The sequence below is a fragment of the Streptomyces sp. NPDC058469 genome (genome assembly GCF_042721125.1).
Taxonomy (GTDB): domain Bacteria; phylum Actinomycetota; class Actinomycetes; order Streptomycetales; family Streptomycetaceae; genus Streptomyces.
On the sequence record NZ_JBHXME010000069.1, the window covers coordinates 28,355 to 50,457 of the forward strand.

The 22,103-nt window shown below is 69.2% G+C and carries 19 protein-coding genes; 5 read left to right on the forward strand and 14 right to left on the reverse strand.

What is annotated here, in order from left to right; all coding sequences use genetic code 11:
- Positions 1-107 precede the first annotated feature (107 nt).
- The gene (gene fdxA, locus ACFWP5_RS27135) at positions 108-428 is read right to left on the reverse strand and encodes a ferredoxin (protein ID WP_019058397.1); all 321 of its coding nucleotides are present in this window, start codon (positions 426-428) and stop codon (positions 108-110) included.
- Between the two features lie 140 nt (positions 429-568).
- Between fdxA and ACFWP5_RS27140 the strand changes: the two genes are divergently transcribed.
- Complete coding sequence (locus tag ACFWP5_RS27140) at positions 569-1,636, forward strand: GNAT family N-acetyltransferase (RefSeq protein ID WP_384161725.1); 1,068 nt, start codon at positions 569-571, stop codon at positions 1,634-1,636.
- Between the two features lie 17 nt (positions 1,637-1,653).
- Positions 1,654-2,505, forward strand: coding sequence for a transglutaminase-like domain-containing protein (locus tag ACFWP5_RS27145; RefSeq protein WP_384161728.1), 852 nt, complete (start codon positions 1,654-1,656; stop codon positions 2,503-2,505).
- Positions 2,506-2,636: 131 nt separating this feature from the next.
- Here ACFWP5_RS27145 and ACFWP5_RS27150 read toward each other — a convergent pair whose 3' ends face one another.
- From ACFWP5_RS27150 to ACFWP5_RS27185, 8 genes are all read right to left on the reverse strand, one after another.
- Positions 2,637-3,251 (reverse strand): response regulator, encoded by a 615-nt coding sequence (locus ACFWP5_RS27150; RefSeq protein WP_384161731.1) that lies wholly within the window; start codon positions 3,249-3,251, stop codon positions 2,637-2,639.
- Entirely contained in the window at positions 3,248-4,465 is a 1,218-nt protein-coding gene (locus ACFWP5_RS27155) for a sensor histidine kinase (protein ID WP_384161734.1), read from the reverse strand. The genes ACFWP5_RS27150 and ACFWP5_RS27155 overlap by 4 nt, the downstream gene beginning before the upstream one ends.
- Positions 4,462-5,202, reverse strand: a complete 741-nt coding sequence (locus tag ACFWP5_RS27160) for an ABC transporter permease (protein WP_384161737.1) — start codon at positions 5,200-5,202, stop codon at positions 4,462-4,464. Before ACFWP5_RS27160 ends, ACFWP5_RS27155 begins: the two co-directional genes overlap by 4 nt.
- On the reverse strand, positions 5,199-6,146 hold the full coding sequence (locus ACFWP5_RS27165) for an ABC transporter ATP-binding protein (protein ID WP_384161740.1): 948 nt from the start codon (positions 6,144-6,146) through the stop codon (positions 5,199-5,201). The genes ACFWP5_RS27160 and ACFWP5_RS27165 overlap by 4 nt, the downstream gene beginning before the upstream one ends.
- A 168-nt stretch (positions 6,147-6,314) precedes the next feature.
- Positions 6,315-8,960, reverse strand: a complete 2,646-nt coding sequence (locus ACFWP5_RS27170) for a hypothetical protein (RefSeq protein ID WP_384161743.1) — start codon at positions 8,958-8,960, stop codon at positions 6,315-6,317.
- 150 nt (positions 8,961-9,110) lie between these two features.
- A complete protein-coding gene (locus ACFWP5_RS27175) occupies positions 9,111-9,527 on the reverse strand; it encodes a DUF6113 family protein (RefSeq protein WP_384161746.1) in 417 nt (138 codons plus the stop codon).
- On the reverse strand, positions 9,527-10,384 hold the full coding sequence (mshB, locus tag ACFWP5_RS27180; RefSeq protein ID WP_384161749.1) for an N-acetyl-1-D-myo-inositol-2-amino-2-deoxy-alpha-D-glucopyranoside deacetylase: 858 nt from the start codon (positions 10,382-10,384) through the stop codon (positions 9,527-9,529). Before mshB ends, ACFWP5_RS27175 begins: the two co-directional genes overlap by 1 nt.
- Before the next feature lie 23 nt (positions 10,385-10,407).
- On the reverse strand, positions 10,408-10,602 hold the full coding sequence (locus tag ACFWP5_RS27185) for a hypothetical protein (protein WP_327401497.1): 195 nt from the start codon (positions 10,600-10,602) through the stop codon (positions 10,408-10,410).
- Positions 10,603-10,818: 216 nt separating this feature from the next.
- On the opposite strand from ACFWP5_RS27185, the gene ACFWP5_RS27190 reads away from it, so the two are divergent.
- The gene (locus tag ACFWP5_RS27190) at positions 10,819-12,936 is read left to right on the forward strand and encodes a prolyl oligopeptidase family serine peptidase (RefSeq protein ID WP_384161752.1); all 2,118 of its coding nucleotides are present in this window, start codon (positions 10,819-10,821) and stop codon (positions 12,934-12,936) included.
- A gap of 150 nt (positions 12,937-13,086) precedes the next feature.
- Here the strand turns inward: ACFWP5_RS27190 and ACFWP5_RS27195 are convergent, their stop codons facing one another.
- The 5 genes from ACFWP5_RS27195 to ACFWP5_RS27215 are packed head-to-tail and all read right to left on the reverse strand — an operon-like array spanning position 13,087 to position 18,725.
- On the reverse strand, positions 13,087-14,160 hold the full coding sequence (locus tag ACFWP5_RS27195) for an ABC transporter ATP-binding protein (protein WP_384161754.1): 1,074 nt from the start codon (positions 14,158-14,160) through the stop codon (positions 13,087-13,089).
- Complete coding sequence (locus ACFWP5_RS27200; protein ID WP_384161757.1) at positions 14,153-15,127, reverse strand: ABC transporter ATP-binding protein; 975 nt, start codon at positions 15,125-15,127, stop codon at positions 14,153-14,155. The genes ACFWP5_RS27195 and ACFWP5_RS27200 overlap by 8 nt, the downstream gene beginning before the upstream one ends.
- Positions 15,128-15,136: 9 nt before the next feature.
- Positions 15,137-16,117: an ABC transporter permease gene (locus ACFWP5_RS27205; RefSeq protein ID WP_384161760.1), complete on the reverse strand. Its 981-nt coding sequence runs from the start codon at positions 16,115-16,117 to the stop codon at positions 15,137-15,139.
- Positions 16,110-17,033: an ABC transporter permease gene (locus ACFWP5_RS27210; RefSeq protein WP_384161763.1), complete on the reverse strand. Its 924-nt coding sequence runs from the start codon at positions 17,031-17,033 to the stop codon at positions 16,110-16,112. Before ACFWP5_RS27210 ends, ACFWP5_RS27205 begins: the two co-directional genes overlap by 8 nt.
- A gap of 54 nt (positions 17,034-17,087) precedes the next feature.
- On the reverse strand, positions 17,088-18,725 hold the full coding sequence (locus tag ACFWP5_RS27215; protein WP_384161766.1) for an ABC transporter substrate-binding protein: 1,638 nt from the start codon (positions 18,723-18,725) through the stop codon (positions 17,088-17,090).
- A 449-nt stretch (positions 18,726-19,174) separates the two neighbouring features.
- Here ACFWP5_RS27215 and ACFWP5_RS27220 point away from each other — a divergent pair, with 449 nt between their 5' ends.
- Both ACFWP5_RS27220 and ACFWP5_RS27225 read left to right on the forward strand, forming a co-directional pair.
- The gene (locus ACFWP5_RS27220; protein WP_384161768.1) at positions 19,175-20,200 is read left to right on the forward strand and encodes an ABC transporter permease; all 1,026 of its coding nucleotides are present in this window, start codon (positions 19,175-19,177) and stop codon (positions 20,198-20,200) included.
- Between the two features lie 93 nt (positions 20,201-20,293).
- Positions 20,294-22,024: an ABC transporter substrate-binding protein gene (locus tag ACFWP5_RS27225; protein ID WP_384161771.1), complete on the forward strand. Its 1,731-nt coding sequence runs from the start codon at positions 20,294-20,296 to the stop codon at positions 22,022-22,024.
- Positions 22,025-22,103: the final 79 nt, after the last annotated feature.

Genomic DNA, 22,103 nt, shown 5'->3' on the forward strand with positions numbered 1-22,103 from the left:
GTACAGCCGTCGTCAGGCCGTCGTACGGCAAACGCCTCGGCCCCGTACGGCGATCAGAGCTGATCTGGCCGTACGGGACCGAGGCGGCGCGTCTGTGCGGGCCGCTCTTACTGGTTCTGCGGCGGCAGCGCGGCGACGAAGGGGTGGTCGCGCTCGATCAGGCCCAGTTTGCTGGCGCCGCCGGGCGAGCCGAGCTCGTCGAAGAACTCGACGTTGGCCTTGTAGTAGTCCTTCCACTCCTCGGGAGTGTCGTCCTCGTAGAAGATCGCCTCGACCGGGCACACCGGCTCACAGGCTCCGCAGTCGACGCATTCGTCCGGGTGGATGTACAAGGACCGGGAGCCCTCGTAAATGCAGTCGACCGGGCACTCCTCGATGCACGCCTTGTCCTTGACGTCTACACAAGGCTGCGCGATGACGTAGGTCACGCTGTCGTTCCTCCTCGATAGGGCGCTGGCGGGCCTCCGTAGGCTCCGCCGCCCGGCGCGCGGGAGCGCGGCGTCGTCCATGCCCACACCTAGTATCTCCGTTCCGGGGCGTGATCCATACAGGAGGGGTGAACAGACCTGTGGAAATCTCTGCGGCTGGACGTCTTGAGGTCCGGATCACCGCTGCTGACGTGGGCAAACGGGTGTCCGTCAGGCGCTTGACAGGTGCTGAAGACACGACGGAGAAGTTCACCGACACGGTGGGTGTTCTCACATCATGGGACAGCGGTGTGCTGACGATCACACGGAAGGATGGCGGGTCCGTCCGTATTTCGGAATCCTCGCTGGTGGCGGGCAAGGTCGTCCCGGCCGCTCCGGCCCGCCGGCGAGGACCGTCCGCTTCGTACGCCGAACTCGCCCATGTCTCCGCGCGTGCCTGGCGGCCGCTGGAGAGCGAGCGGCTCGGCGAGTGGGAGCTGCGCGCCGCCGCCGGATTCACCCGGCGCGCCAACTCCGTGCTGCCGCTCGGCGATCCCGGCCTGCCCCTCGACGAGGCCCTGCCTGTCGTACGACGGTGGTACGGCGACCGGGGCCTGCCCGCGTACGTCCAGACCGCGACCGGCGCCGAGGGCACGCAGGAGCTGCTCTGCGCCGAGCTGGAACGGCGCGGCTGGACCCGCGAGGTCACGGCCGAGCTGTGGGTCGGCGCGCTGGCCCCTGTCGCCGACCGCGCCGACGCGGCCGGGGTCGCGCTGTCCAGGGCGGCCGACGAGGCGTGGCTGGCCCGCTATCAGCGCAAGGGGGTGAGCGAGGTGGCCCTGAAGGTGCTGGGATGGGGGTCCCCCCGCTCGAGCGAAGCCGAGAGTGGGGGAGGACCGTCGGTGTGGTTCGCGACGGTGCCCGGCGAGGGCACGGATTCGGCTCCCGCCGCGATCGGGCGGTGTGTCGTCGACGGGCGGTGGGCCGGTTTCGCCGCGGTCGAGGTCGATCCGGCGCTACGGCGGCGGGGGCTGGCCTCCCTCGTCATGGCCGCGTTGGCCTCGCGGGCGCTGGACGAGGGGGCGTCGGCAGCGTGGTTGCAGGTCGAGGCGGACAACTCGGGGGCGCGGGCGCTGTACTCCGGGATGGGGTTCTCGGCGCATCACGCCTATCACCACTATCGCGAGCCCGGGGTTCCTGATGGCTCCGGTCCGCACGGATCGTCGTGAGGGGGTTCGAGTTCGCCATGCCCGGTCCCTGCCCCCCGTCGCCCGAACGGGCCGCCGAGGTGCGTCGGCTGTTCGCCGAGGAGGCTCGGTCCGAGCGGCCCGATCTCGCCGCACTGTGCCTGCTCGTGGGGGCCGCGGCGGACGGGGCGCTGGACGACGCCGGCATCGACTCGGCCCAGATGGAACTGGACCGGCTGGCCGGGCAGGTGCCGTTCCGGCCGGGCGCGCCGCTGGCCTGGGCGAACGCGCTGCGTCAACTCCTGGGCGTGCGTTTCGAGTTCCGCGGTGTACCCGGTGACTACCAGCGGCTGGAGTCCTCGCTGTTGCACGAGGTGCTGCGGCGGCGGCGCGGGTTGCCGATCCTGTTGTCGGTGGTGTGGATGGAGGTGGCTCGGCGGGCGGGAGCGCCGGTGTACGGGGTCGCGTTGCCGGGGCACTTCGTGGTGGGGTTCGGGCCGGCGGAGGATCAGGTGCTGGCCGATCCCTTTGACGGGGGGCGGGTGTTGTCGGGCGGCGATGCGGAGTTGTTGGTCGCGGGGGCGACGGGGGCTGCGCTGGAGCCCTCGATGCTTGTGCCTGCGGCGCCTCTGGAAGTTGTGTCGCGGGTCCTGAACAACATCCGGGCGTGGGCTGCGGCTCGGCCTGAGCGGTCGGATGTTGCCCTGTGGGCCGTCGAGTTGGCGCTGTTGCTGCCTTCGCACTCGGCTCGGTTGCGGTATGAGCGGGCTCAACTGCTTGTGCAGCGCGGGGATTTCCTCACCGGGGCGGCCGAACTGGAGGCGTATGCCGAGGTGGTGGCTGTGGTGGATGCGCCCGCTGCCGATCAGGTCCGGAGGCAGGCTCATTCGGCTCGGGCCATGTTGAACTGACGTTCGCCCATGCGCCGTTGAGCTTTGGTCGTCTTGCGTCCGCCGGTGCGTTGTGGCTGCTCGCGCCCACGCGGCGGAGCCGCACATCGATACAGCCCCGCGCCTCTGGCGGAACTGCCGCTGGCCTGCGATTACAGCCAGCCCTTTTCCCTTGCGATCCTTACCGCCTCTGCCCTGTTCCTGACCGCCAGCTTCTGGATCGCTGTCGACAGATAGTTGCGGACCGTGCCCTGCGACAGATGAAGGGCCTTCGCCAGCTCCGCGTTCGTCGAACCGTCCGCCGCCGCCCGCAACACCTCGCGCTCACGGTCGGTCAACGGGTTCGCGCCCCCCGCCAGGGCCGCTGCCGCCAAGGTGGGGTCGATGACCCTCTCCCCCGCCAGTACCTTCCGTACCGCTTCGGCCAGTTGGGCCGCCGGGGCGTCCTTCACCAGGAAGGCGTCGGCGCCTGCCTCCATCGCGCTGCGGAGGTAGCCGGGGCGGCCGAAGGTCGTGAGGACGACCAGCTTCACCGCGGGCAGCGCCTTGTGGACCTGGGCCGCCGCCTCGATGCCCGTGCAGCCCGGCATCTCGATGTCGAGGAGGGCCACGTCCACGGCGTGCTGTCGTACCGCCGCCAACACCTCGTCGCCGCGCGCGACTTGGGCGACGACCTCGATGTCGTCCTCCAGGCCGAGCAGCGCGGCCAGTGCCTCGCGGACCATCGACTGGTCCTCGGCGAGCAGGACCTTGATCGTACGGCTCATGCGGGCGATCCTACGTCCGTCAAGGCGGCCGGAACGTCGGCGGGCACCCGTGCCACCAGCCGGAAGCCGCGCTTGAGGCGGGTCGCCTCCAGGGAGCCGCGGGCCTTCTCCAAGCGCTCGGTGAGGCCGGTCAGACCGTTGCCGGGGCCCTTGCCCGAGCCGCCCGAGCCGTTGTCCTCGACGGAGAGTTCGAGCATCGGGCCGTCCAGCGTCTGGCGTCGGACCAGTTCGACCACGCAGCGCTGGGCGCCGCTGTGCCGTACGACGTTGGTGATCGCCTCGCGCAGGGCCCAGGCCAGGGCTGACTCGCTGTGTTCGGACACGGCGGTGAGGTCCGGTTCGGCCGGGAGGTCCGCGATTACTCCCGCCGCCGTCAACGCGACCTGCGCGCCCGCGAGTTCGCCGGCCAGGCGGGGGCGGCGGTAGCCGGTGACCGCCTCGCGGACGTCCACCAGGGCCTGGCGGCTGACCTGTTCGATGTCGGCGACCTGCTGGGCCGCCTTGTCGGGGTGGTCGGGGAGCATCCGGCCGGCGAGTTCGCTCTTCAGGGTGATCAGTGAGAGGGAGTGGCCCAGCAGGTCGTGCAGGTCTCGGGCCAGCCTCAACCTCTCCTCGTTCGCGGCCAGTTGAGCCACCGTGGCGCGCGCCTTGCGCAACTCGACCGTCGTGCGCACCAGTTGCCGTACGCCCGTCATGGAGTAGCCCACCAGCAGCACGATCAGGAACAGGCTCCAGGCGTCGTCCAGGTCGTCGACGAACCAGCCCGCCAGCATCATCGCGACGGTGGTCAGCGGGATCGTCCAGTACGCGGCACTCAGGGGGAGGGTGACCCCGCAGGTGACGGAGACGTACACGAAGAGGCCGAGCCAGGCGCTGCCGAGGGAGAGTGCCAGGGCTACCGCCAGCACCCACAGGACGGCGACCAGGGCGGTGACGATCCAGCCGGCGTAGGGGCGGCCCATGGTGCGGAAGACGACTGCCAGGTAGATCCCGGTGAAGGCCACCAGGCCCACCCAGCCGGCCGTCGTGGCCGCGGTGGTGTGGTGGCCGGCCGCCAGATCCTGCACGGGCGCGCCGAGGAAGACCAGCCAGGGCAGGATCCACACCAGCTTGCGCAGCACCTCGCCCCGGTTGCGGGGCGGCTGTCCGATCCGCACCAGCCGCTCCGCCCGGGCCTCCTCTTCGGACCGCGGGTCCTCGGTCATCGCGCTCACGCCTTCAGCGTGTCCTTCCGGTACAGCCACGCCGCCCCGCCCGCGAACAGGGCGAAGTAGACGACGAGGAGGGTGACGTCCTTGGCGTGGGGCGACTGGCTCTGCTCGATCGCCTGCCCCAGGGCAGCGTACGCGTGCGTGGGCAGCCACTTCGCGATGTCCTGCAGCCACTGCGGGAAGGTCGTGGCCGGCATCCACAGGCCGCCCAGCATCGACAGGCCGAAGTAGGTGATCATCGTGATCGGGCGGACCGCGTCCCCGCTCGCCATGTACCCGATGGCCACCCCGAGCGCGGCGAAGACCAGGCTGCCGGCCCAGATCGCGCCGGTCAGCGCGAGCCACTGCCAGGCGTCGAGGCGTACGTCCTTCACGGTCGCGGCGACGATGAAGACGACGACGATCGACGGCAGGCTGACCACGGCGGCGCTGGCCGTCTTCGCGATCACATAACCGCGCCCCGGCAGCGTGGTGAGCCTCAACTGCCGTACCCAGCCGCTCTCCCGCTCCTTCGCGATGCGCTCGCTGTTGCCCATCAGGACGGCGGTCAGGGCGCCGAAGGAGGCCATCGAGACCATCATGTAGGTGGCGACCGTGAGGCCCGTGCCGTCGATCTTGTCGGTGCCGCCGGCGTTGCCCGCGATCAGCAGGAACAGGGCCGAGGGGTAGATCACCGAGAAGAACAGGAACTTGCGGTTGCGCAGGGCGCGGGTGAGTTCCAGTTTGATCAGGCTGTTCATGACTGCTTGGCCTCCTCGGCGGCGGTGATGGCGACGAAGGCCTGCTCCAGGCCGAGCCCGGCGACTTCGAGGTTGCGGGGGTAGACGCCGAGGCCGTAGAGCGCGTGGACGGTCGCGTCGGCGTCGGTGGACTGGATGCGGATCGTGGAGCCGCTTCCCGCGGCGGAGCCGCTATGAGACACAGTGATCGTGGTGAGGAAGGGGAGGGCCCGCAGCGGGGCCTCGTCGATCTCGCCCTCCAGGTCGAAGGCGACCTTGCGCGCGCCCGCCTTCGCCTTGATCTCGGCGGCCGTGCCGTCCGCGAGCAGCTTGCCGCGGTGCAGGACCAGCACGCGGTCCGCGATGGCGTCGGCCTCTTCGAGGTAGTGGGTGGCGAACAGGACCGTACGGCCCTGGTCGGCCTGTTCGCGCATGGTGGCCCAGAAGGCCTGCCGGGCGGTGACGTCCATACCGGTGGTCGGCTCGTCGAGGACGATCAGGTCGCTGTCGCCCGCGGTCGCCAGCGCGAAGCGGACGCGCTGGGCCTGGCCGCCGGAGAGCTTGTTGACCTTGCGGTCGGCGATCTGCGCGACGCCCGCACGGGCGATCACGTCGGCGACCTTGTACGGCTTCGGGTGCAAGTCGCAGGCCAGCCTGACCAGTTCACCGACCGTGACCTCGTCCATCAGCCCGCCGCTCTGCAGCATCGCGCCCACCCGCCCGGCGACGATGGCCTCGCGGGGACTGGTCCCGAAGACGCTGACCGTGCCGGTGTCGGCCTGCTTGAGGCCGAGCAGCAGATCGAGGGCGGTCGACTTGCCGGCCCCGTTCGGACCCAGCAGGGCCACCGTCTCCCCCGGGTGCAGCACGAGCGACAGCCCGTCCACGGCCCGGACATCGCCGTAGCTCTTGCTCACCTGATCGAACCCGACCACCGAGGTGGTCGTCGCCGCTGTTGTCGTCATGACACCCATCGTGACCGCCGGAGGCCGCCGCCCGGCAGTGTCGGCAATCCGGTGTGCCGCATGACAGATGTCATACGGCGGAGCGGATGTCCTACGGCGGAGGCGGTCGTCCTACGACGAAGGGGCACCCGGCGCTGTGCCGGGTGCCCCTTGTTCGGTCGTCGGGCGCTAGCTGGGGTTCGTGACGATGGTCCCGACCCGGTCGGTCTTGCTGATCAGTGCCTGGCGCAGGGCGCCGTAGACGTCCTCGGGGGTGACGGCCGTCTTCTGGCCGGTGCCCCGGGTGATCTTGACGCCGTCGAAGGTGCTGCCGTAAAGCGTCTTGAGGGCGGTGAGGTCGGGGCTGTCGGTGAGCTTGCCGTTCACGGCCTTCACCCTGAGGAACTTCCACAGCGATTTGTTCGGGCTCAGCGGCAGCGTGACGCCGGTGTCCGTCTTCACCGTGACGAGCCCGGACATGGCCGGTTCCGCGAAGGCCTTCATCTCGCGGTCGACCTCGGCGTTCGTGACCGTCGGCTGCTTGGTGGTCGTCGGGACCGTCACCGCGGTGGCCGTGCCGGTCTCCACCTCGCTCCGGTACGCCTCCTCGACGGCGCCGGTGGACGCGGCCGCGTCGATCGCCTTGCCCGCCTTGCCGTAGACGGCGACGGCCTTGCCGGACGTGAACTGGATCGTGCCCTCGGTGACCGCGCCGGAGCCGGAGCCGCCGCCGAGGTCGGTGAGGGCGGCGTGCAGCTTCTCCTCGTCGACCGGCATGTCGGGGTCGACGACCCGGTGCTGGCCGAAGAGCGAGCCGATCACGGAGACCGGGTTGTAGTCGCTGGTGGCCGCCTTGCTGACGGTGGACGTGGTGTCGAACTGCAGCCCCGCCTGGTCCGGCTTGAGCGAGACCGTCTTGCCGCCGACCGACAGCTTCAGCGGCTTGTTCACGCGGTCGCCGAACGCGTCGTCGAGCTTCTTGACGGCGTCGTCACGGGTGCCGCCGCCGATGTCGACGCCGAGCACGGTGGTGCCCTTGGGCACGTCGGTGTGGTTCATCAGCAGCCCGGCGCAGTAGGCGCCGCCCCCGATGACGACCACGCCGACGCAGAGCAGGACCAGCTTGCTGCGGCCCTTCTTCTTTTTCTTCGCGCTCTTGCCGGTGTTCTTGGCCGCGGCGGGCGCGCTCTGCGCCGCACCGGGGTCGGGCAGCTTCGGGGGCGTGTGCGGCAGCGGTCCGTCGGGGTGGGTACCCGTGCCGAACGGCGAGTTCCCCGCGCCGGGGATGACCGGCATACCGCTGGTGACGGTGTGTCCGGAGACCTGGTCGGCGGGGGCGCCGTAGCCGGGGCCACCGGGCTCGGGGGCCGGCTTCTGCGGGGTGAGGATCGCGGTGTCGTCGCTGAGACCGCCGCCGGGGATCTTGCCGGGGAGACTCGCGCCGCCGGGGGTGCCGGGGCCCATACCGGGGCCACCGGGTCCCATGCCGGGACCGCCAGGACCCGTACCCGGGCCGCCGGGACCCGCGCCGGGACCGCCAGGACCCGTGCCAGGACCAGCAGGGCCCCTGGCGCGACCGCCGCTGTGTCGTCCGGAAGACGCACCCGGGGCGCCCGGCCCACCGGGACCACCCGGTCCGGCAAATCCACCGGGACCGCCAGGACCTCCGGGACCACCGGCGCCGTTCGTGCCGCCAGGCCCGTCGGCGTAGCCGCTCAGCGCGCTGGGCGCGCCCGGTGCTCCGCCCATGGGGCCGGGCGGCAGCATCAGGCCGTTGCCGGTGACCGGACCGCCGGTCGGGCCCGCGGGGCCCTCGGGACCGCCCTGACCGCCGCGCCCGTTCGGGCCGTTGAAACCGTTGGGTCCGCCGGGACCGCCCGGACCGCCGGGGCCCATGCCCTGGCCGTTGGGACCTGGGAACTGTTCGGCTCGCCCGCCGGGTCCGTTGGGACCGGGGAAACCGCCCAGCTCGTCCTGGCCGTTGGGCCCGGGATAACCACCCTGGCCGCCCTGGCCGTTGGGCCCGGGGTAACCGCCCTGCTGCCCGTTGTCCGAGAAGTACGGCAGGTCGTCGCGGCGCGGTTCGCCGGGGCCGCCGTTGGGGCCGGGGTTCGGGCCGCCGCCGTTCGGACGGGACCCGTTGCCCAGCGGTCCCGCCGCCAGTGCCTCGGTCACGTCGAAGGAACCGGTGCCGCCACCATGCCCGGGGGCGACGGGTCCGGCGCCGGTGGCGCCGCCGATTCCGGCGCCGTTCGTGCCGCCGTTCGCGGCGGCCTGACGGGCGGCGCCCGTCACGCTCATGCCGCCGACCACACCACCGGGACGGCCACCGCTCGGCCGGCCACCACCGGGCGCACCCGGAGCACCGGCGGCCGGCGCACTCGGGGTGCCCGCGGCCGAACCGCCGGGAATCCCGGCGCCGTTGGTGCCGCCACCGCCCTGACCGCCCTTCGCGGGGCCGGACTTGCGGGGTGCGAACCAGTCGCTCGTCTTCTCCTCGGCGCCGGGCAGCGCGAGTTCGGTGCTCGGCTCGACGACGCCCGTGGGCAGCTCGGAACTCGGCAACTGCACCTCGGCGGTCGTGGACCCCTCGGTGTCCGCGACGGGCGTGCGCACGACGACAGGCGGAATGGGCCGCGAACCGGGGATGTTGATCCGGATCCGGGTCGTCAGCGTCGTCTCGGTCTTGCGTTCCTCCGGCTGCGCGGCCGAACGCCCCGCATCCGTACGGTCGTCGGAAGCCGCAGGCGTCCCGTACGGCGGGGTCCCCGAGGGGTAGGCGGCTCCGCCGCGCCCGTCGGGCCCGGAGGACGGAGTGTCAGTTTCACGACTCAAGGCAGGTTCTCCCGGTTGGCTCCGCCGCCCGACACCCACGGGCGACTCGGCGGCGCGCACCACCATACTGGCCACTTCTTGGCGGTATCCCACGGCCGCTGGGGAAACCCACACCGGACTCGCACGCGCGCGTCACCGCGAAGTGGTACGTCACTTGCCAAGTCGGACGTCAGGGCTGGTTGGTTGCCGCCCCAAACCCAACGTGGCGCACATCACAGCTACGGCCATCCCACCGAGCAGGAAGAGATAGGAACCGACTCCCGCGCCGAAGAGGAAGTCGCCTTCCGGACGGCTGGCGGTGAGCAGGATGACGGCGACCATCCAGCCGGCGGCGGGCGCCACGGCGCCGCCCCGGCCCTCGGTCGCTCTCGCGCCGCCGACGAACGCTCCGGCCGCTCCCACGAGCGCGAGCAGCAGCCCGCCCGGGAACCAAGCGGCCTGCACCAGCGCCCCGGCCGCCCCGACGACCGCGCCGAGCACGAAGAGCCCGACGTAGGCCAACACCCGCAGCCCGGACGGCCGTTGCAGCGGCTGGGCGAGCAGGCTCCCGCCGTTGGTGGCGCTCATCACAGGTCCAGCCCTTCGAAGAGGTCGGTCTCGGGCGCCCCACCGGGTACCCCTTGGACCAACTCGTAGTACTCGGTGGTGAATACCGGCTGCGCGAGGTAGTTCGACAGCGCGAAGTACGGTGCGTCCGGGGCCACTTCGACCTGCGTGGCGTGCGCGCGCAACGCGGCGGTCTTGGCGGCGGCGTACGCGGTGCCGTCGATCACGGTGGTGATCCGTCCGTCGTCCACGACACCCGGGACCTCGTCCACGGCGGCCGTCTCGGCGAAGGGCAGCTCCGGCAGCGCGTCACGGAGCCGGGCGAAGCCCTCCTCGACGACGGTCCGGGGTACGCGGTTCCAGTAGACCTTGGCGATCGACTGCCCGGCGTCGGCGGCCAGTTCGGCGGCGCGCATGGCCACGCGGTGGGCCTGGATGTGGTCGGGGTGGCCGTAGCCGCCGTCGGGGTCGTAGGTGACGAGGACCTGGGGGCGCAGCTCGCGGATCACCTCGACGAGTTGTCCGGCGGCCTCGTCGACGTCGGCCTGCCAGAAGCAGGACGGGTCGTCGTTGTCCGAGGTGCCCATCATCCCGGAGTCCCGGTATCTGCCGGCGCCGCCCAGGAAGCGGTGGTCGGCGACCCCTAGCGCCTTCATGGCGGCGGTGAGCTCGCGCTCCCGCTCCTCCGCCAGTCCGGCGCCCGACAGATGCCGCAGTGCGGGCGGGATGACCTCGCCGCGCTCTCCGAGGGTGCACGTGACCAGCGTCACGTGGGCACCCTCGGCCGCGTACTTGGCCATCGTCGCGCCGTTGTTGATCGACTCGTCGTCCGGGTGCGCGTGCACCAGCAGCAGACGACGGCCGGGCAGTTCCGTCATGGACCCACCCTAAAGGCGAGCCGTCAGAACTTGATGCTGCCGATCATGCTCGCGATGTTGGTCGTGAGATCGCTGATCGTGGGCGCGATGGTCGAGGAGGCCAGATAGAACCCGAGGAGGACACAGACGACCGCGTGTCCGCCCTTCAGCCCTGATTTCCTGACCAGAAGGAAGACGACGATCGCCAGCAGCACCACCGCCGAAATCGAGAGTGCCACGGCGGCTCACCTCCAATGATCCCAGGGACTCGGGGGGGTCGGACTATGGGGGCAACGGATCCATGGGGTGGATCCCTAGAGCAAATCGGTACAGCAAATCCATACAGGAGCCAGCAGGTTCATACCCACGCAGCGCTAGTGATCATAACTATCCGCGCTCGCGCATCGCTCGGCGCACAGCCGCACAAGGGGGCGCATGGCCAATATGGTCGGGGCATGACGACCGAGGCTGACTCCTTCCCCCGACGGCACGCCCGTACCCAGCGGTTCACGCTCGGCGCGCCGCGCGCGTTCACCGTGTCGCCCGACGGTTCGCGGGTCGTGTTCCTGCGCTCCTCCTCCGGCACGGACCGGGCGAACGCGCTGTGGGTCCTCGATCCGGCGGCCGGCGAGGAGCGCGTGGCGGCCGACCCGCGCGCCCTCCTGGGCGGCGCCTCGGAGCGCCTCTCGCCCCAGGAGCGGGCACGCCGCGAGCGCACCCGCGAGGGCGGTGCGGGGATCGTCGGCTACGCCACCGACAGCGAGGCCGAGTTGGCGTCTTTCGCCTTGTCAGGGCGGCTTTTCACGGCCGAGCTGCGAGCCGGTACCGCACGTGAACTCCCGGTGCCCGGACCGGTGATCGACCCCCGCCCGGCCCCCGACGGACGGCACATCGCCTACGTCACGGGTGGCGCCCTGCGCGTCGTGGGAGCCGAGGGTGACGGTGACCGGCCGCTCGCCGAGCCGGAGTCGGAGCAAGTCACCTACGGGCTGGCCGAGTTCATCGCGGCCGAGGAGATGAGCCGTACGCGCGGCTTCTGGTGGTCGCCGGACTCGGACCGGTTGCTGGTCGCCCGCGCGGACGACACGCCCGTACAGCGCTGGTGGATCGCCGACCCGGCCCATCCGGAGCGCGAGCCGCAGCGGGTCGCCTACCCGGCGGCGGGCACGGCCAACGCGGACGTACGGCTGTACGTGATCGGTCTGGACGGGACGCGCACGGAGGTCGTCTGGGACCGGGCGCGGTACCCGTATCTGGCGCGAGTCCACTGGTCAGCGGCGGGTGCGCCGCTGCTGCTCGTGCAGGCCCGGGACCAGCGCAGCCAGCTGTTCCTCGCCGTGGAGCCCGACTCGGGGGCGACCCGGATGGTGCATGCCGACGAAGATCCAATTTGGCTTGATCTTTTCCCTGGCCTGCCGTGCTGGAGCCCTTCGGGACGCCTCGTGCGGATCGCCGACGAGGGCGGCGCCCGGGTGCTCGCGGTGGGTGAACGCCTGCTCACGGGGCCGCAGTTGCACGTCCGCGCGGTGCTGGACGTCTCCGACGACAACGTGCTGGTCTCCGCGTCGGCGGGCGAGGACGCGCCGACCCCGGAGACCGGCGAGGTGCACGTCTATCGCGTCAACGAGCTCGGCCTGGAGCGTCTCTCGCAGGAGCCCGGCGTGCACTCGGCGGTACGCGCCGGGGGCGTGACCGTGCTGATCTCGGCGGTGCCGGACCGGCCGGGCATCCAGGTGCAGGTGCTGCGCGAGGGCAAGAAGGCGGTGACGATCGCGTCGTACGCCGAAGATCCCGGTATGTCCCCGCGCATCACGTTCACCGAGGGGGGCGCACGGCGCGTCCCGTGCGCCCTGCTTATGCCACAGGACTACGACGGCAGCAGCCCGCTTCCGGTTTTGATGGATCCCTACGGCGGTCCGCACGGCCCGCGCGTGGTCGCCGCGCACAACGCGCACCTCACCTCGCAGTGGTTCGCCGACCAGGGTTTCGCGGTGCTCGTCGCCGACGGCCGCGGCACCCCGGGCCGTTCACCGGCGTGGGAGAAGGCCGTCCACCGCGACTTCACGGTCTCCCTGGACGACCAGATCGACGCCCTCCAGGACCTCGCGAAGTCCCACCCGCTCGACCTCTCCCGGGTGGCCATCCGCGGCTGGTCGTACGGGGGTTGGCTCGCGGGGCTCGCCGTGCTGCGCCGCCCGGACGTCTTCCACGCGGGCATCGCGGGCGCCCCGGTCACCGACTGGCGGCTCTACGACACCCACTACACGGAGCGGTACCTGGGCGACCCGGCCAAGGACCCGGAGTCGTACGCGAAGAGCGGTCTGGTCACCGACGACGGGCTGTCCTCGCCCGCCGGCCCGCACCGCCCGCTGATGGTCGTGCACGGCCTCGCCGACGACAACGTGGTGGTCGCGCACACCCTGCGGCTGTCCTCCGCCCTGCTGGCCGCCGGCCGCCCGCACGAGGTGCTGCCGCTGTCCGGGGTGACCCACATGACCCCGCAGGAACAGGTCGCGGAGAATTTGCTGCTGCTTCAAGTGGACTTCCTGAAGCGGGCGTTGGGGCTGGCGTAGGTACGGCAACGGACCGGGGCGACATGGCGCGCCCCGGTCCGTTTACGGCACCCGCACGGCCGTACGTCACTCAGGTTGACGCGTCCATATATCGAGACCGGGTCGGCCGAGTTGCCTGTGTGTTAACGCGGTTGATGCCTGTTTGTTCGGTTATTCCGCCCCCTGATCAAGATCGTCCGTCGGTTCCGCGGGGGCCGCGTCCTGGGGTACGACCGTCTTCTCCTCGGCGAAGTGACAGGCCGAGTCGTGCGCGGCGGGCCCGCTCGCGAGCCGGAACTCGGCCGGCACGGCGAGCAGCGGCACCTCCAGCGAGCAGCGCTCCCGCGCCTTCCAGCAGCGGGTACGGAAGCGGCACCCGGAGGGGATGTTCGTCGGCGACGGCACGTCACCCGCCAGGATGATCCGCTCCCGATGGTCCCGCGCGTCCGGGTCGGGCACCGGCACGGCGGACAGCAGCGCCTGGGTGTACGGGTGCGTCGGGTGGTCGTAGATCTCCTCGTCCTTGCCGATCTCCACGATCCGGCCGAGGTACATGACCCCGACCCGGTCCGAGATGTGCCGGACGATCGACAGGTCGTGCGCGATGAAGATGTACGACAGGTCGAACTCGTCCTGCAGCCGGTCGAGGAGGTTGATGACCTGGGCCTGCACGGACACGTCGAGCGCGGAGACCGGTTCGTCGGCGACGATGACCTCGGGGCGCAGCGCCAACCCCCGTGCGATGCCGATGCGTTGGCGCTGGCCGCCGGAGAACTGGTGCGGATACCGGTTGATGTACTCGGGGTTGAGCCCGACCACGTCCAGCAGATCCTGAACCCGCTTGCGCCGGTCGCCCTTTGGCGCCACTTCGGGGTGGATCTCGTACGGCTCCCCGACGATGTCGCCCACCGTCATCCGGGGGTTGAGGGAGGTGTACGGGTCCTGGAACACCATCTGGATGTTGCGCCGCGCGGCCTTCAGGGCACGGCCGGACATCTTGCTGATGTCCTCGCCCTTGAACTTGATCGACCCTTCGGTCGGCCGCTCAAGGTTGACCAGCATCTTGGCGACGGTCGACTTGCCGCACCCGGACTCCCCGACGATGCCGAGGGTCTCTCCTCTGGTGAGCGTGAAGTCCACACCGTCGACGGCCTTGACGGCACCGACCTGTTTTTTGAAGAGGATGCCCTGGGTCAACGGGTAGTGCTTGACGAGCCCGGTCACCTCCAGGATCGACTCAGCCATTGAGGCACTCCCTCCAGAAGTGGCAGGCGCTGCCCCGGTGTTGATCCACCTCGTACAGCTCGGGTTCATCGGTCCGGCACACTTCCTGGGCCATCGGACAGCGGGGGTTGAAGGCGCAGCCGGGCGGGATGTGCATGAGGTTCGGCGGCAGGCCCTTGATGGCGTAGAGCTCCTGGCCCTTCTGGTCCAGGCGCGGGATGGAGTCCAACAGGCCCTTGGTGTACGGGTGGGCGGGCGCCTTGTAGATGTCGTGGACGGGGGCCGACTCGACGATCCGGCCCGCGTACATCACGGCGATCTTGTCGGCGACGTCCGCGACGACTCCGAGGTCGTGGGTGATGAGGATGAGCCCCATGTGCAGCTCGCGCTGCAACTCGGCCAGCAGGTCCATGACTTGGGCCTGGACGGTGACGTCGAGGGCGGTGGTCGGCTCGTCGGCGATGATGAGCGCCGGCTCCAGGGCGAGCGCCATGGCGATCATGATGCGCTGGCGCATACCGCCGGAGAACTGGTGCGGGTAGTCACGAACACGCTGCTTGGCGCCCGGAATCCGGACCCGCTCCATCAGCTCGATCGCCTTGGCCCGCGCGTCCTTTCGGGACATCCCGCGGTGCACGATGAACATCTCGCCGAGCTGGTCGCCCACGGAGAGCACGGGGTTGAGCGAGGACAGCGCGTCCTGGAAGATCATCGCCATCTCGGCGCCGCGGACCTTGCGCCGTTCCTCTTCCTTGAACTTCAGCAGGTCCTTGCCCCGGAAGAGGATCTCCCCGCCGGTGATCTTCCCCGGCGGCACATCGAGAATCCCCATGACGGCCTGCGCGGTCACGGACTTCCCGGACCCCGACTCCCCCAGCACGGCGAGGGTCTCCCCCTCGTCCACGCTGTAGTTGACCCCGTTGACGGCCTTGGCGACCCCGTCCCTGGTCCTGAACTCCACATGCAGATCCCGCACTTCGAGCAGCATGACGCCGCCTCACCTCAACTTCGGATCGAGGGCGTCGCGCACCGCGTCGCCGAGCATGATGAACGCGAGGACGGTGATCGCCAGGGCTCCGGCGGGCCAGAGGAGCATGTGCGGGGCGTTGCGGATGTACTGCGAGGCTGCCGAGATGTCGATGCCCCAGCTGACCGTGGGCGGCTTCAGGCCCACGCCGAGGTACGACAGGGTCGCCTCCAGCGAGATGTAGGTGCCGAGCGCGATGGTGGCGACGACGATCACCGGGGCGACCGCGTTCGGGGTGATGTGGCGTAGCAGCAGGCGGGAGTTGGAGGCGCCCAGCGCTCGCGCGGCCTGGACGTAGTCGTTCTGTTTGGCGGTGATGACCGAGCCGCGGGCGATGCGGGAGATCTGCGGCCAGCCGAGCAGGACCATGAACCCGATGACCGGCCAGACCGTGTTGCTGGTCACCACGGACAGGAGCACCAGGCCGCCGAGGACGACCGGGATCGCGAAGAAGATGTCCGTGACCCGGGACAGGATCGAGTCCCACACCCCGCCGAAGAACCCGGCGAGCCCGCCCAGCACCGACCCGAACACCGCGACACCCAGCGTGGCGAGCACGCCCACCGTGACGGACGTACGGGTGCCGTAGACCGTGCGCGTGTATACGTCGCAGCCCTGGCCGTCGTAGCCGAAGGGGTGGCCCGGCTGGGAGCCCTCCTGGGCCTTGGCGAGGTCGCACTTGAGGGGGTTGCCGGAGGCGATCAGGGAGGGCCAGAGGGAGATGACCACCAGGAAGAGGATGACGAGCGCGGAGATGATGAAGACGGGGTTGCGGCGCAGGTCGCGCCAGGCGTCGGACCAGAGGGAGTGGGGCTTGCCGGCCGGGCCGGTGCCTTCGGGCCCTCCCGGTGTCTTCTCCAGGGTCTCCGCCTCGCTCGTCGCGAGGTCCATCGCGCCGCCCATGCCGGTCCCGGCGATGGCGCGTTCGGGCTCGAACGGCTGCTCAGGCATAGCGGATCCTCGGGTCGAGTACGGCGTAGAGGAGGTCGACGAGCAGGTTGGCGACCAGGAACACCAGGACGAGGACGGTCACGAAGCCGACCACGGTCTGGGTGTTCTGGCGCACGATCCCCTGGTAGAGCTGGAAGCCGACCCCGTGGATGTTGAAGATCCGTTCGGTGACGATCGCGCCGCCCATCAGGGCACCGATGTCGGTGCCGATGAAGGTGACCACGGGGATGAGGGAGTTGCGCAGCAGGTGGCGGACGATCACCCGGCGCCTGGGCAGGCCCTTCGCGACGGCCGTACGGACGTAGTCGGAGCGCCGGTTCTCCGCGATGGACGTCCGGGTCAGCCGGGTCACGTACGCGAGCGAGACCGAGGCCAACACCAGCCCGGGGACGATCAGTTCGCTGAAGGTCGCGTCCGGTGAGACGGACGGTTTGATCCAGCCCCATTCGACGCCGAGGAGCAGTTGCAGCAGCAAGCCGGTGACGAAGGTCGGGATGGAGATGACGACGAGGGTGAGCAGCAGCACACCGGTGTCGATCGGACGGCCGCGCTTGAGACCGGTGATCACACCGAGCGCGATGCCGACGACGACCTCGATGACGATCGCCACGAGGGTCAGCCGGATGGTGACCGGGAACGCGGTCGACATCAGCTCGGTGACCTTCTGGCCGTTGAACGCCGTCCCGAAGTCACCGGTGAAGACGTTCCCCATGTAGGTCAGGTACTGCTGCCACACGGGCTTGTCGAGGCCGAACTCCCGCTTCAGCTGGGCGGCCGTCGACGGGTCGCACTGTCGGTCGCCGCACAGGCCCGCGATGGGGTCGCCCATCACGTTCACCATCAGGAAGATCAACAGTGTGGCGCCGATGAAGACCGGGATCATCTGCAGCAGACGCCGGATTACGTACCGTCCCATGGGGGCTCCGGGGTTCATGGGGGCGGGCCGCGCCGGGCCCGCCCCCGGTGCGGCTCAGCTGACCTTGATCTCGTTGTAGACGGGGACGCTGAACGGGTTGAGCGCCACGTTGGAGAGCCGGTCGGAGTAGCCCGCGCTGCCGTTCTGGTACCAGAGCGGGATGGCGGCCATGTTGTCGCGGACGACGCCCTCGGCCTGCTGGAAGAGCTTGATCGCCTTGCTCGTGTCCGTCTCCGCGTTGGCCTGGTTCACGAGCTTGTCGAAGTCCTTGTTGGACCACAGGCCGTCGTTGGAGGAGGCGTTGGTGTAGTACAGCGGCTGCAGGAAGTTCTGGATGAGCGGGTAGTCCATCTGCCAGCCGGCGCGGAAGGGGCCCGTCATCTTGTGCTGACCGATCTGGTTCCTGAAGTCCGCGAAGGTGCCGACCGGATTCCCGACGCACGCCTTGTCGTTGCCGAGCGCGTTGTTGATGGAGTTGCACACCGCGTCCACCCACTCCTTGTGCGAGCCCGTGTCCGCGTTGTACGTGATCTTGACCTGCCCGCCGGGGATCCCGCCGCCCTCCTGGACCAGCTTCTTCGCCTCGGTCGGGTTGTACTTGCAGGAGTCCCCGCACAGCCCGTCCTGGAAGCCGCCCTCGGTGCCGAGCACCGGTGAGGTCCAGTCGGTGGCCGGGGTGCGGGTCTTCTGGAAGATCGTGTTGGTGATCTGGTCCCGGTTGATCGCCATCGACAGGCCCGTGCGGACCTTCTCCGAGCCGCTCTTGTTCCAGTTCTTGTCGTAGTACGGGAACGCGAGGGTCTGGATGATGCCGGCGGGTGTGTTGATGTACCGGCTGCCGAGGTCGCTCTTGACGTTCTTCAGCTGCGAGGCCGGGATGTCGTCGACGAGGTCGAGGTTGCCGGCCATCAGGTCGGTGTAGGCGGTGTTGTTGTCGGTGTAGACCTTGAGGGTCACCCCACCGTTCTGCGCCTTGTCCGTCCCGGTGTACCCGGCCCACTTCTTGAGCTGCATCTGCGAGCCCTTGGTGTACGACGCGATGGTGTACGGCCCGTTCCCGACCGGCTTCTTCAGCCAGCCCGCGTGGTCCGAGAAGAAGGTGCTCGGCAGCGGCGAGTAGGCCGCGTACCCGAGGGTGTCGGGGAAGGTCGAGAACTTCTGGGTGAGCTTGATGGTGAAGGTGTCCGTGCCGGTCACCTTGAGCCCGGTGAGCGTGCTGGCGGACTGCGAACCGCTGTCGGGGTGGACCTTGTCGTAGCCCTCGATGTACCCGAAGAAGTACGCGTTCTTCTGGTTGTTCTTCAGGCTCGCCCCGTAGTTCCACGCGTCGACGAACGACTTCGCGGTGACGGCCTCGCCGTTGCTGAACTTCCAGCCGCTCTTCACCGTGACCGTGAAGTTCTGCGAATCCGTGGTCTCGATCTTGTCGGCGAGCATGTCCTGCGCCTTGCCGGTCTTCGGGTCGTACCGCTTCAGTCCGCGGAAGACCATGTCGAGGACCTTGCCGCCCTGCACCTCGTTGGTGTTGGCCGGCTCCAGCGGGTTCTGCGGATCTCCCCAGGAGGCGCTGAGCACCGCGCTGCCGTCACCACCGCCGCCGCCGCTACTGCTCCCGCCGCCCCCACAGGCGGTCGCCGCGAGGGCTACCGCCGCCGCGCAAGCGGCCCATTTGGCGTGCGTGGCTCCACGCATCGAGTGCCTCCTCAGGAAAACCGATCCATGCCGATCCGTTACCGGTCAATATCGACTGAAAAGGACCACATCGCCTGCGGGCCCACCCTTTCGGGGGACCCCTGACGTCCGTTCAGAGGATCTTCCGTGTAGCGCACAATGGATCACCGCGAAGCGATGCGGAACCGTTGGATTACGACGCCCCGGTGTACGCATTCCGATACAGAGGCGTCCGCATAACGAACTCATTGCCCGCTTCGCGTAGTTGGCCCGATGTAAAACACGGATCGATCACGGCACGCTACCCGCGTAGCTACGGACTGACCAAGAGATGGAAAAGAAGGTAAAGAGAAACCCAAGTCGGTCCAGATTTTATTGACCTTGCATGAATTGCGTTGAAAAAGTCCGGCGTAGCCCGTAGGGGAGTGCCCTGCGGAGTCATTCAGACCCGCCCTTGGGCCAGGAGCACCATGACCCCCCCAACTCCATCCGCGGCCCCGCTCGAGGTGACCGACGAGAGCGTCGAGAAGTCGATCACTTCTCCCGACTCGAAGGCCAACGAGAGCCGGTCCCCGGGTCAGCTCGCGTGGCGCCGTTTCAAACGGGACCGTACGGGCGTCATATCGGCGATCATCGTGATCTTCTTCTTCGCGATCGCGCTGGCCGCACCGCTGATATCCAAGCTCTACGGGAAAGATCCGTACACGACGTACGCGAGCCAGGACCCGGGTCTGCTCGACGCCTTCTCGTACCCGGCGGGCGCGAACGGCGGCATGAGCTCGCAGTTCTGGTTCGGCATCGAGCCACAACTGGGCCGCGACGTCTTCACCTTCCTGATCTACGGCATCCGGACCTCGCTGGGCATCGCCCTGGCAGCCACCCTGATCACGACCGCCCTCGGCGTGGTGATCGGCGTGACGGCGGGCTACCTGGGCGGCAAGACGGACTACTTCGTCGGCCGGATCGTCGACATCGTGCTGTCGATCCCCTCGACGCTGTTCATCATCGCCTTCATGCCGGTGGTGTTCGGTCTGTTCGTCGCCGCCGACGACAACATCCCGACCTGGCTGCGGGCCACCGCGCTCATCATCATGATGTCCTTCTTCGGCTGGGCGTCGATCGCCCGCCTGCTGCGCGGCCAGGTACTCGGCCTGCGCGAGCGGGAGTTCGTCGAGTCCGCCAAGGTGACCGGGGCGTCGCCGGCGCGGATCGTGTTCAAGGAACTGCTGCCGAACCTGTGGACCCCGATCCTCATCCAGTCCACGCTCATGCTCCCGGCCTATGTGACCGCGGAAGCGGGTTTCGCCTTTCTCGGCGTCGGCATGATCGACCCGACCCCCGACTGGGGCGTCATGATCCAGCGGGGCGCCCAGTTCTACACCCAGGACTTCACCTTCATGCTCTTCCCGGGCCTCTCCATGGTGATCTTCGTTCTGGCCTTCAATCTGCTCGGCGACTCGGTGCGCGACGCGCTCGACCCGAAGTCGAAGCGCTGACCCATCTCTCATCTCCGGCCCGGTCAATGTCGTCCGGCTGGTCCGTCCCACCCGTAAGGCAGGGCTACTGTGTCTTTTTCCCGTAGAAACTTCATGATCGCCACCGGTGTGGTGGCCGCGTCGAGCTCGGTGCTGACCGCCTGTGGCGGCGGCAACTCGACCTCGAACGACAAGGTCCCCTCGGTCAGCAAGGCCAAGCAGAGCAAGATCGCGGTCGGCACGAAGGCGGACTCGACGGGCCCCGCTCCCGAGGTCGCCGGCGCGGTCAAGGGCGGGACGATCTACGGGCTCGACCAGTTCGACATGGACCACCTGGACCCGGCGCAGATCTACGTCTCCACCGAGATCCTCATCACCACGCCGATCATGCGCGGCCTGACCGGCTACAAGCTCGACTCCAAGGGTGGCGCCACCCTGGTCGGCGACGTGGCCACGGACGCGGGCACGGCCAAGGACGGCGGCAAGACCTGGTCGTTCACCATCAAGGACGGCATCAAGTGGGAGGACGGCTCCGACCTCTCCATGGACGACGTCCGCCACACCTTCGAGCGCCTCTTCGCCTCCTTCGTCACCGAGGGCCCCCGCTACGTCCAGCAGTTCCTGGTCGGTGGCGACAAGTACAAGGGTCCCTACGACGGCAAGAGCCTCGACTCCATCGAGATCGACGGCAAGACCATCACCTTCCGCCTCAACCAGGCCCGCGGTGACTTCAACTTCACGCTCGCCGAGCGGGCGTACTCCTTCGTGAAGAAGTCGAAGGACACCAAGGAGAAGTACGACAAGAAGCCGTTCTCCTGTGGTCCTTACAAGATCGAGGCCCGCAGCATCGGCAAGTCCCTGACGTACACCCGCAACGCGCACTGGGACGCGGCGACGGACCCGATCCGCAACGCCTACCCGGACAAGTACCTCTTCCAGTTCGGCTTCGAACTGCTGGCCTCGACCGACCGCTACATCGCGGACAAGGGCAACGACCAGTACACGATGTCGATCTTCAACGAGGTCGCCGCCGAGCGGATCGCCACGGTCCTCACCAACGCGAAGCTCAAGAAGCAGGTGCTCACCGCCGTCGACACGGTCACCTACTACTGGCCGATCAACACCACGCGGATCACGGACGTCAAGGTGCGCCAGGCCATCAACTACGCCTGGCCGAACCAGCAGTTGCAGACCATCCGCGGCGGCGCGTCCACCAGCGAGATCGCGACCACCATCTTCAGCCCGGTCACGCCCGGTTACACGGACTTCGACCTGTACGGCAAGACCACGAAGCCCGGCGGCGACCCGGCCAAGGCCAAGGCCCTGCTGAAGGAGGCCGGCAAGACCGGTCAGAAGCTGGTCATCGCCTACCAGACGTCGGACAACGCGGTGAAGCAGGCCGTCGCGATCAAGAACGCGCTGGAGGCGGCCGGCTTCACGGTCGTCAACCAGCAGCTCGACAAGTCGACCTTCTACACCCAGATCGGCAAGATCGACAACAGCTACGACCTGTTCGCGGCCGGCTGGAGCCCCGACTGGCCGGGCGGCTACTCGGTGTTCTACCCCTGCTGGGACGGGGACAACATCGGCGACGGCCGCAGCAACTACGCGCAGCTGAAGAACGCCAGTGTCGACAAGGCCATCGCGGCCGCCTCGCTGATCACCGACGCGGACGCGGCCAACAAGGCCTGGGGCGCCATCGACAAGCAGGTCATGGAACTCGCGGCCTGTGTCCCCGACTACCACGCCATCCGCAACTGGATGCACGGTTCGAAGGTCGGCGGCTTCGTCTACGACGCCGGAAACACCGGCATCGCGCTCACGAGGCTCTACGCCAAGGCGTAGGCGCCACACGCCAACAGGGGGCGGCCCGTGTGATCTTCCCGGCGACCTCGGCGACCTCGTCCCGCCGGTCGGTCCAGGC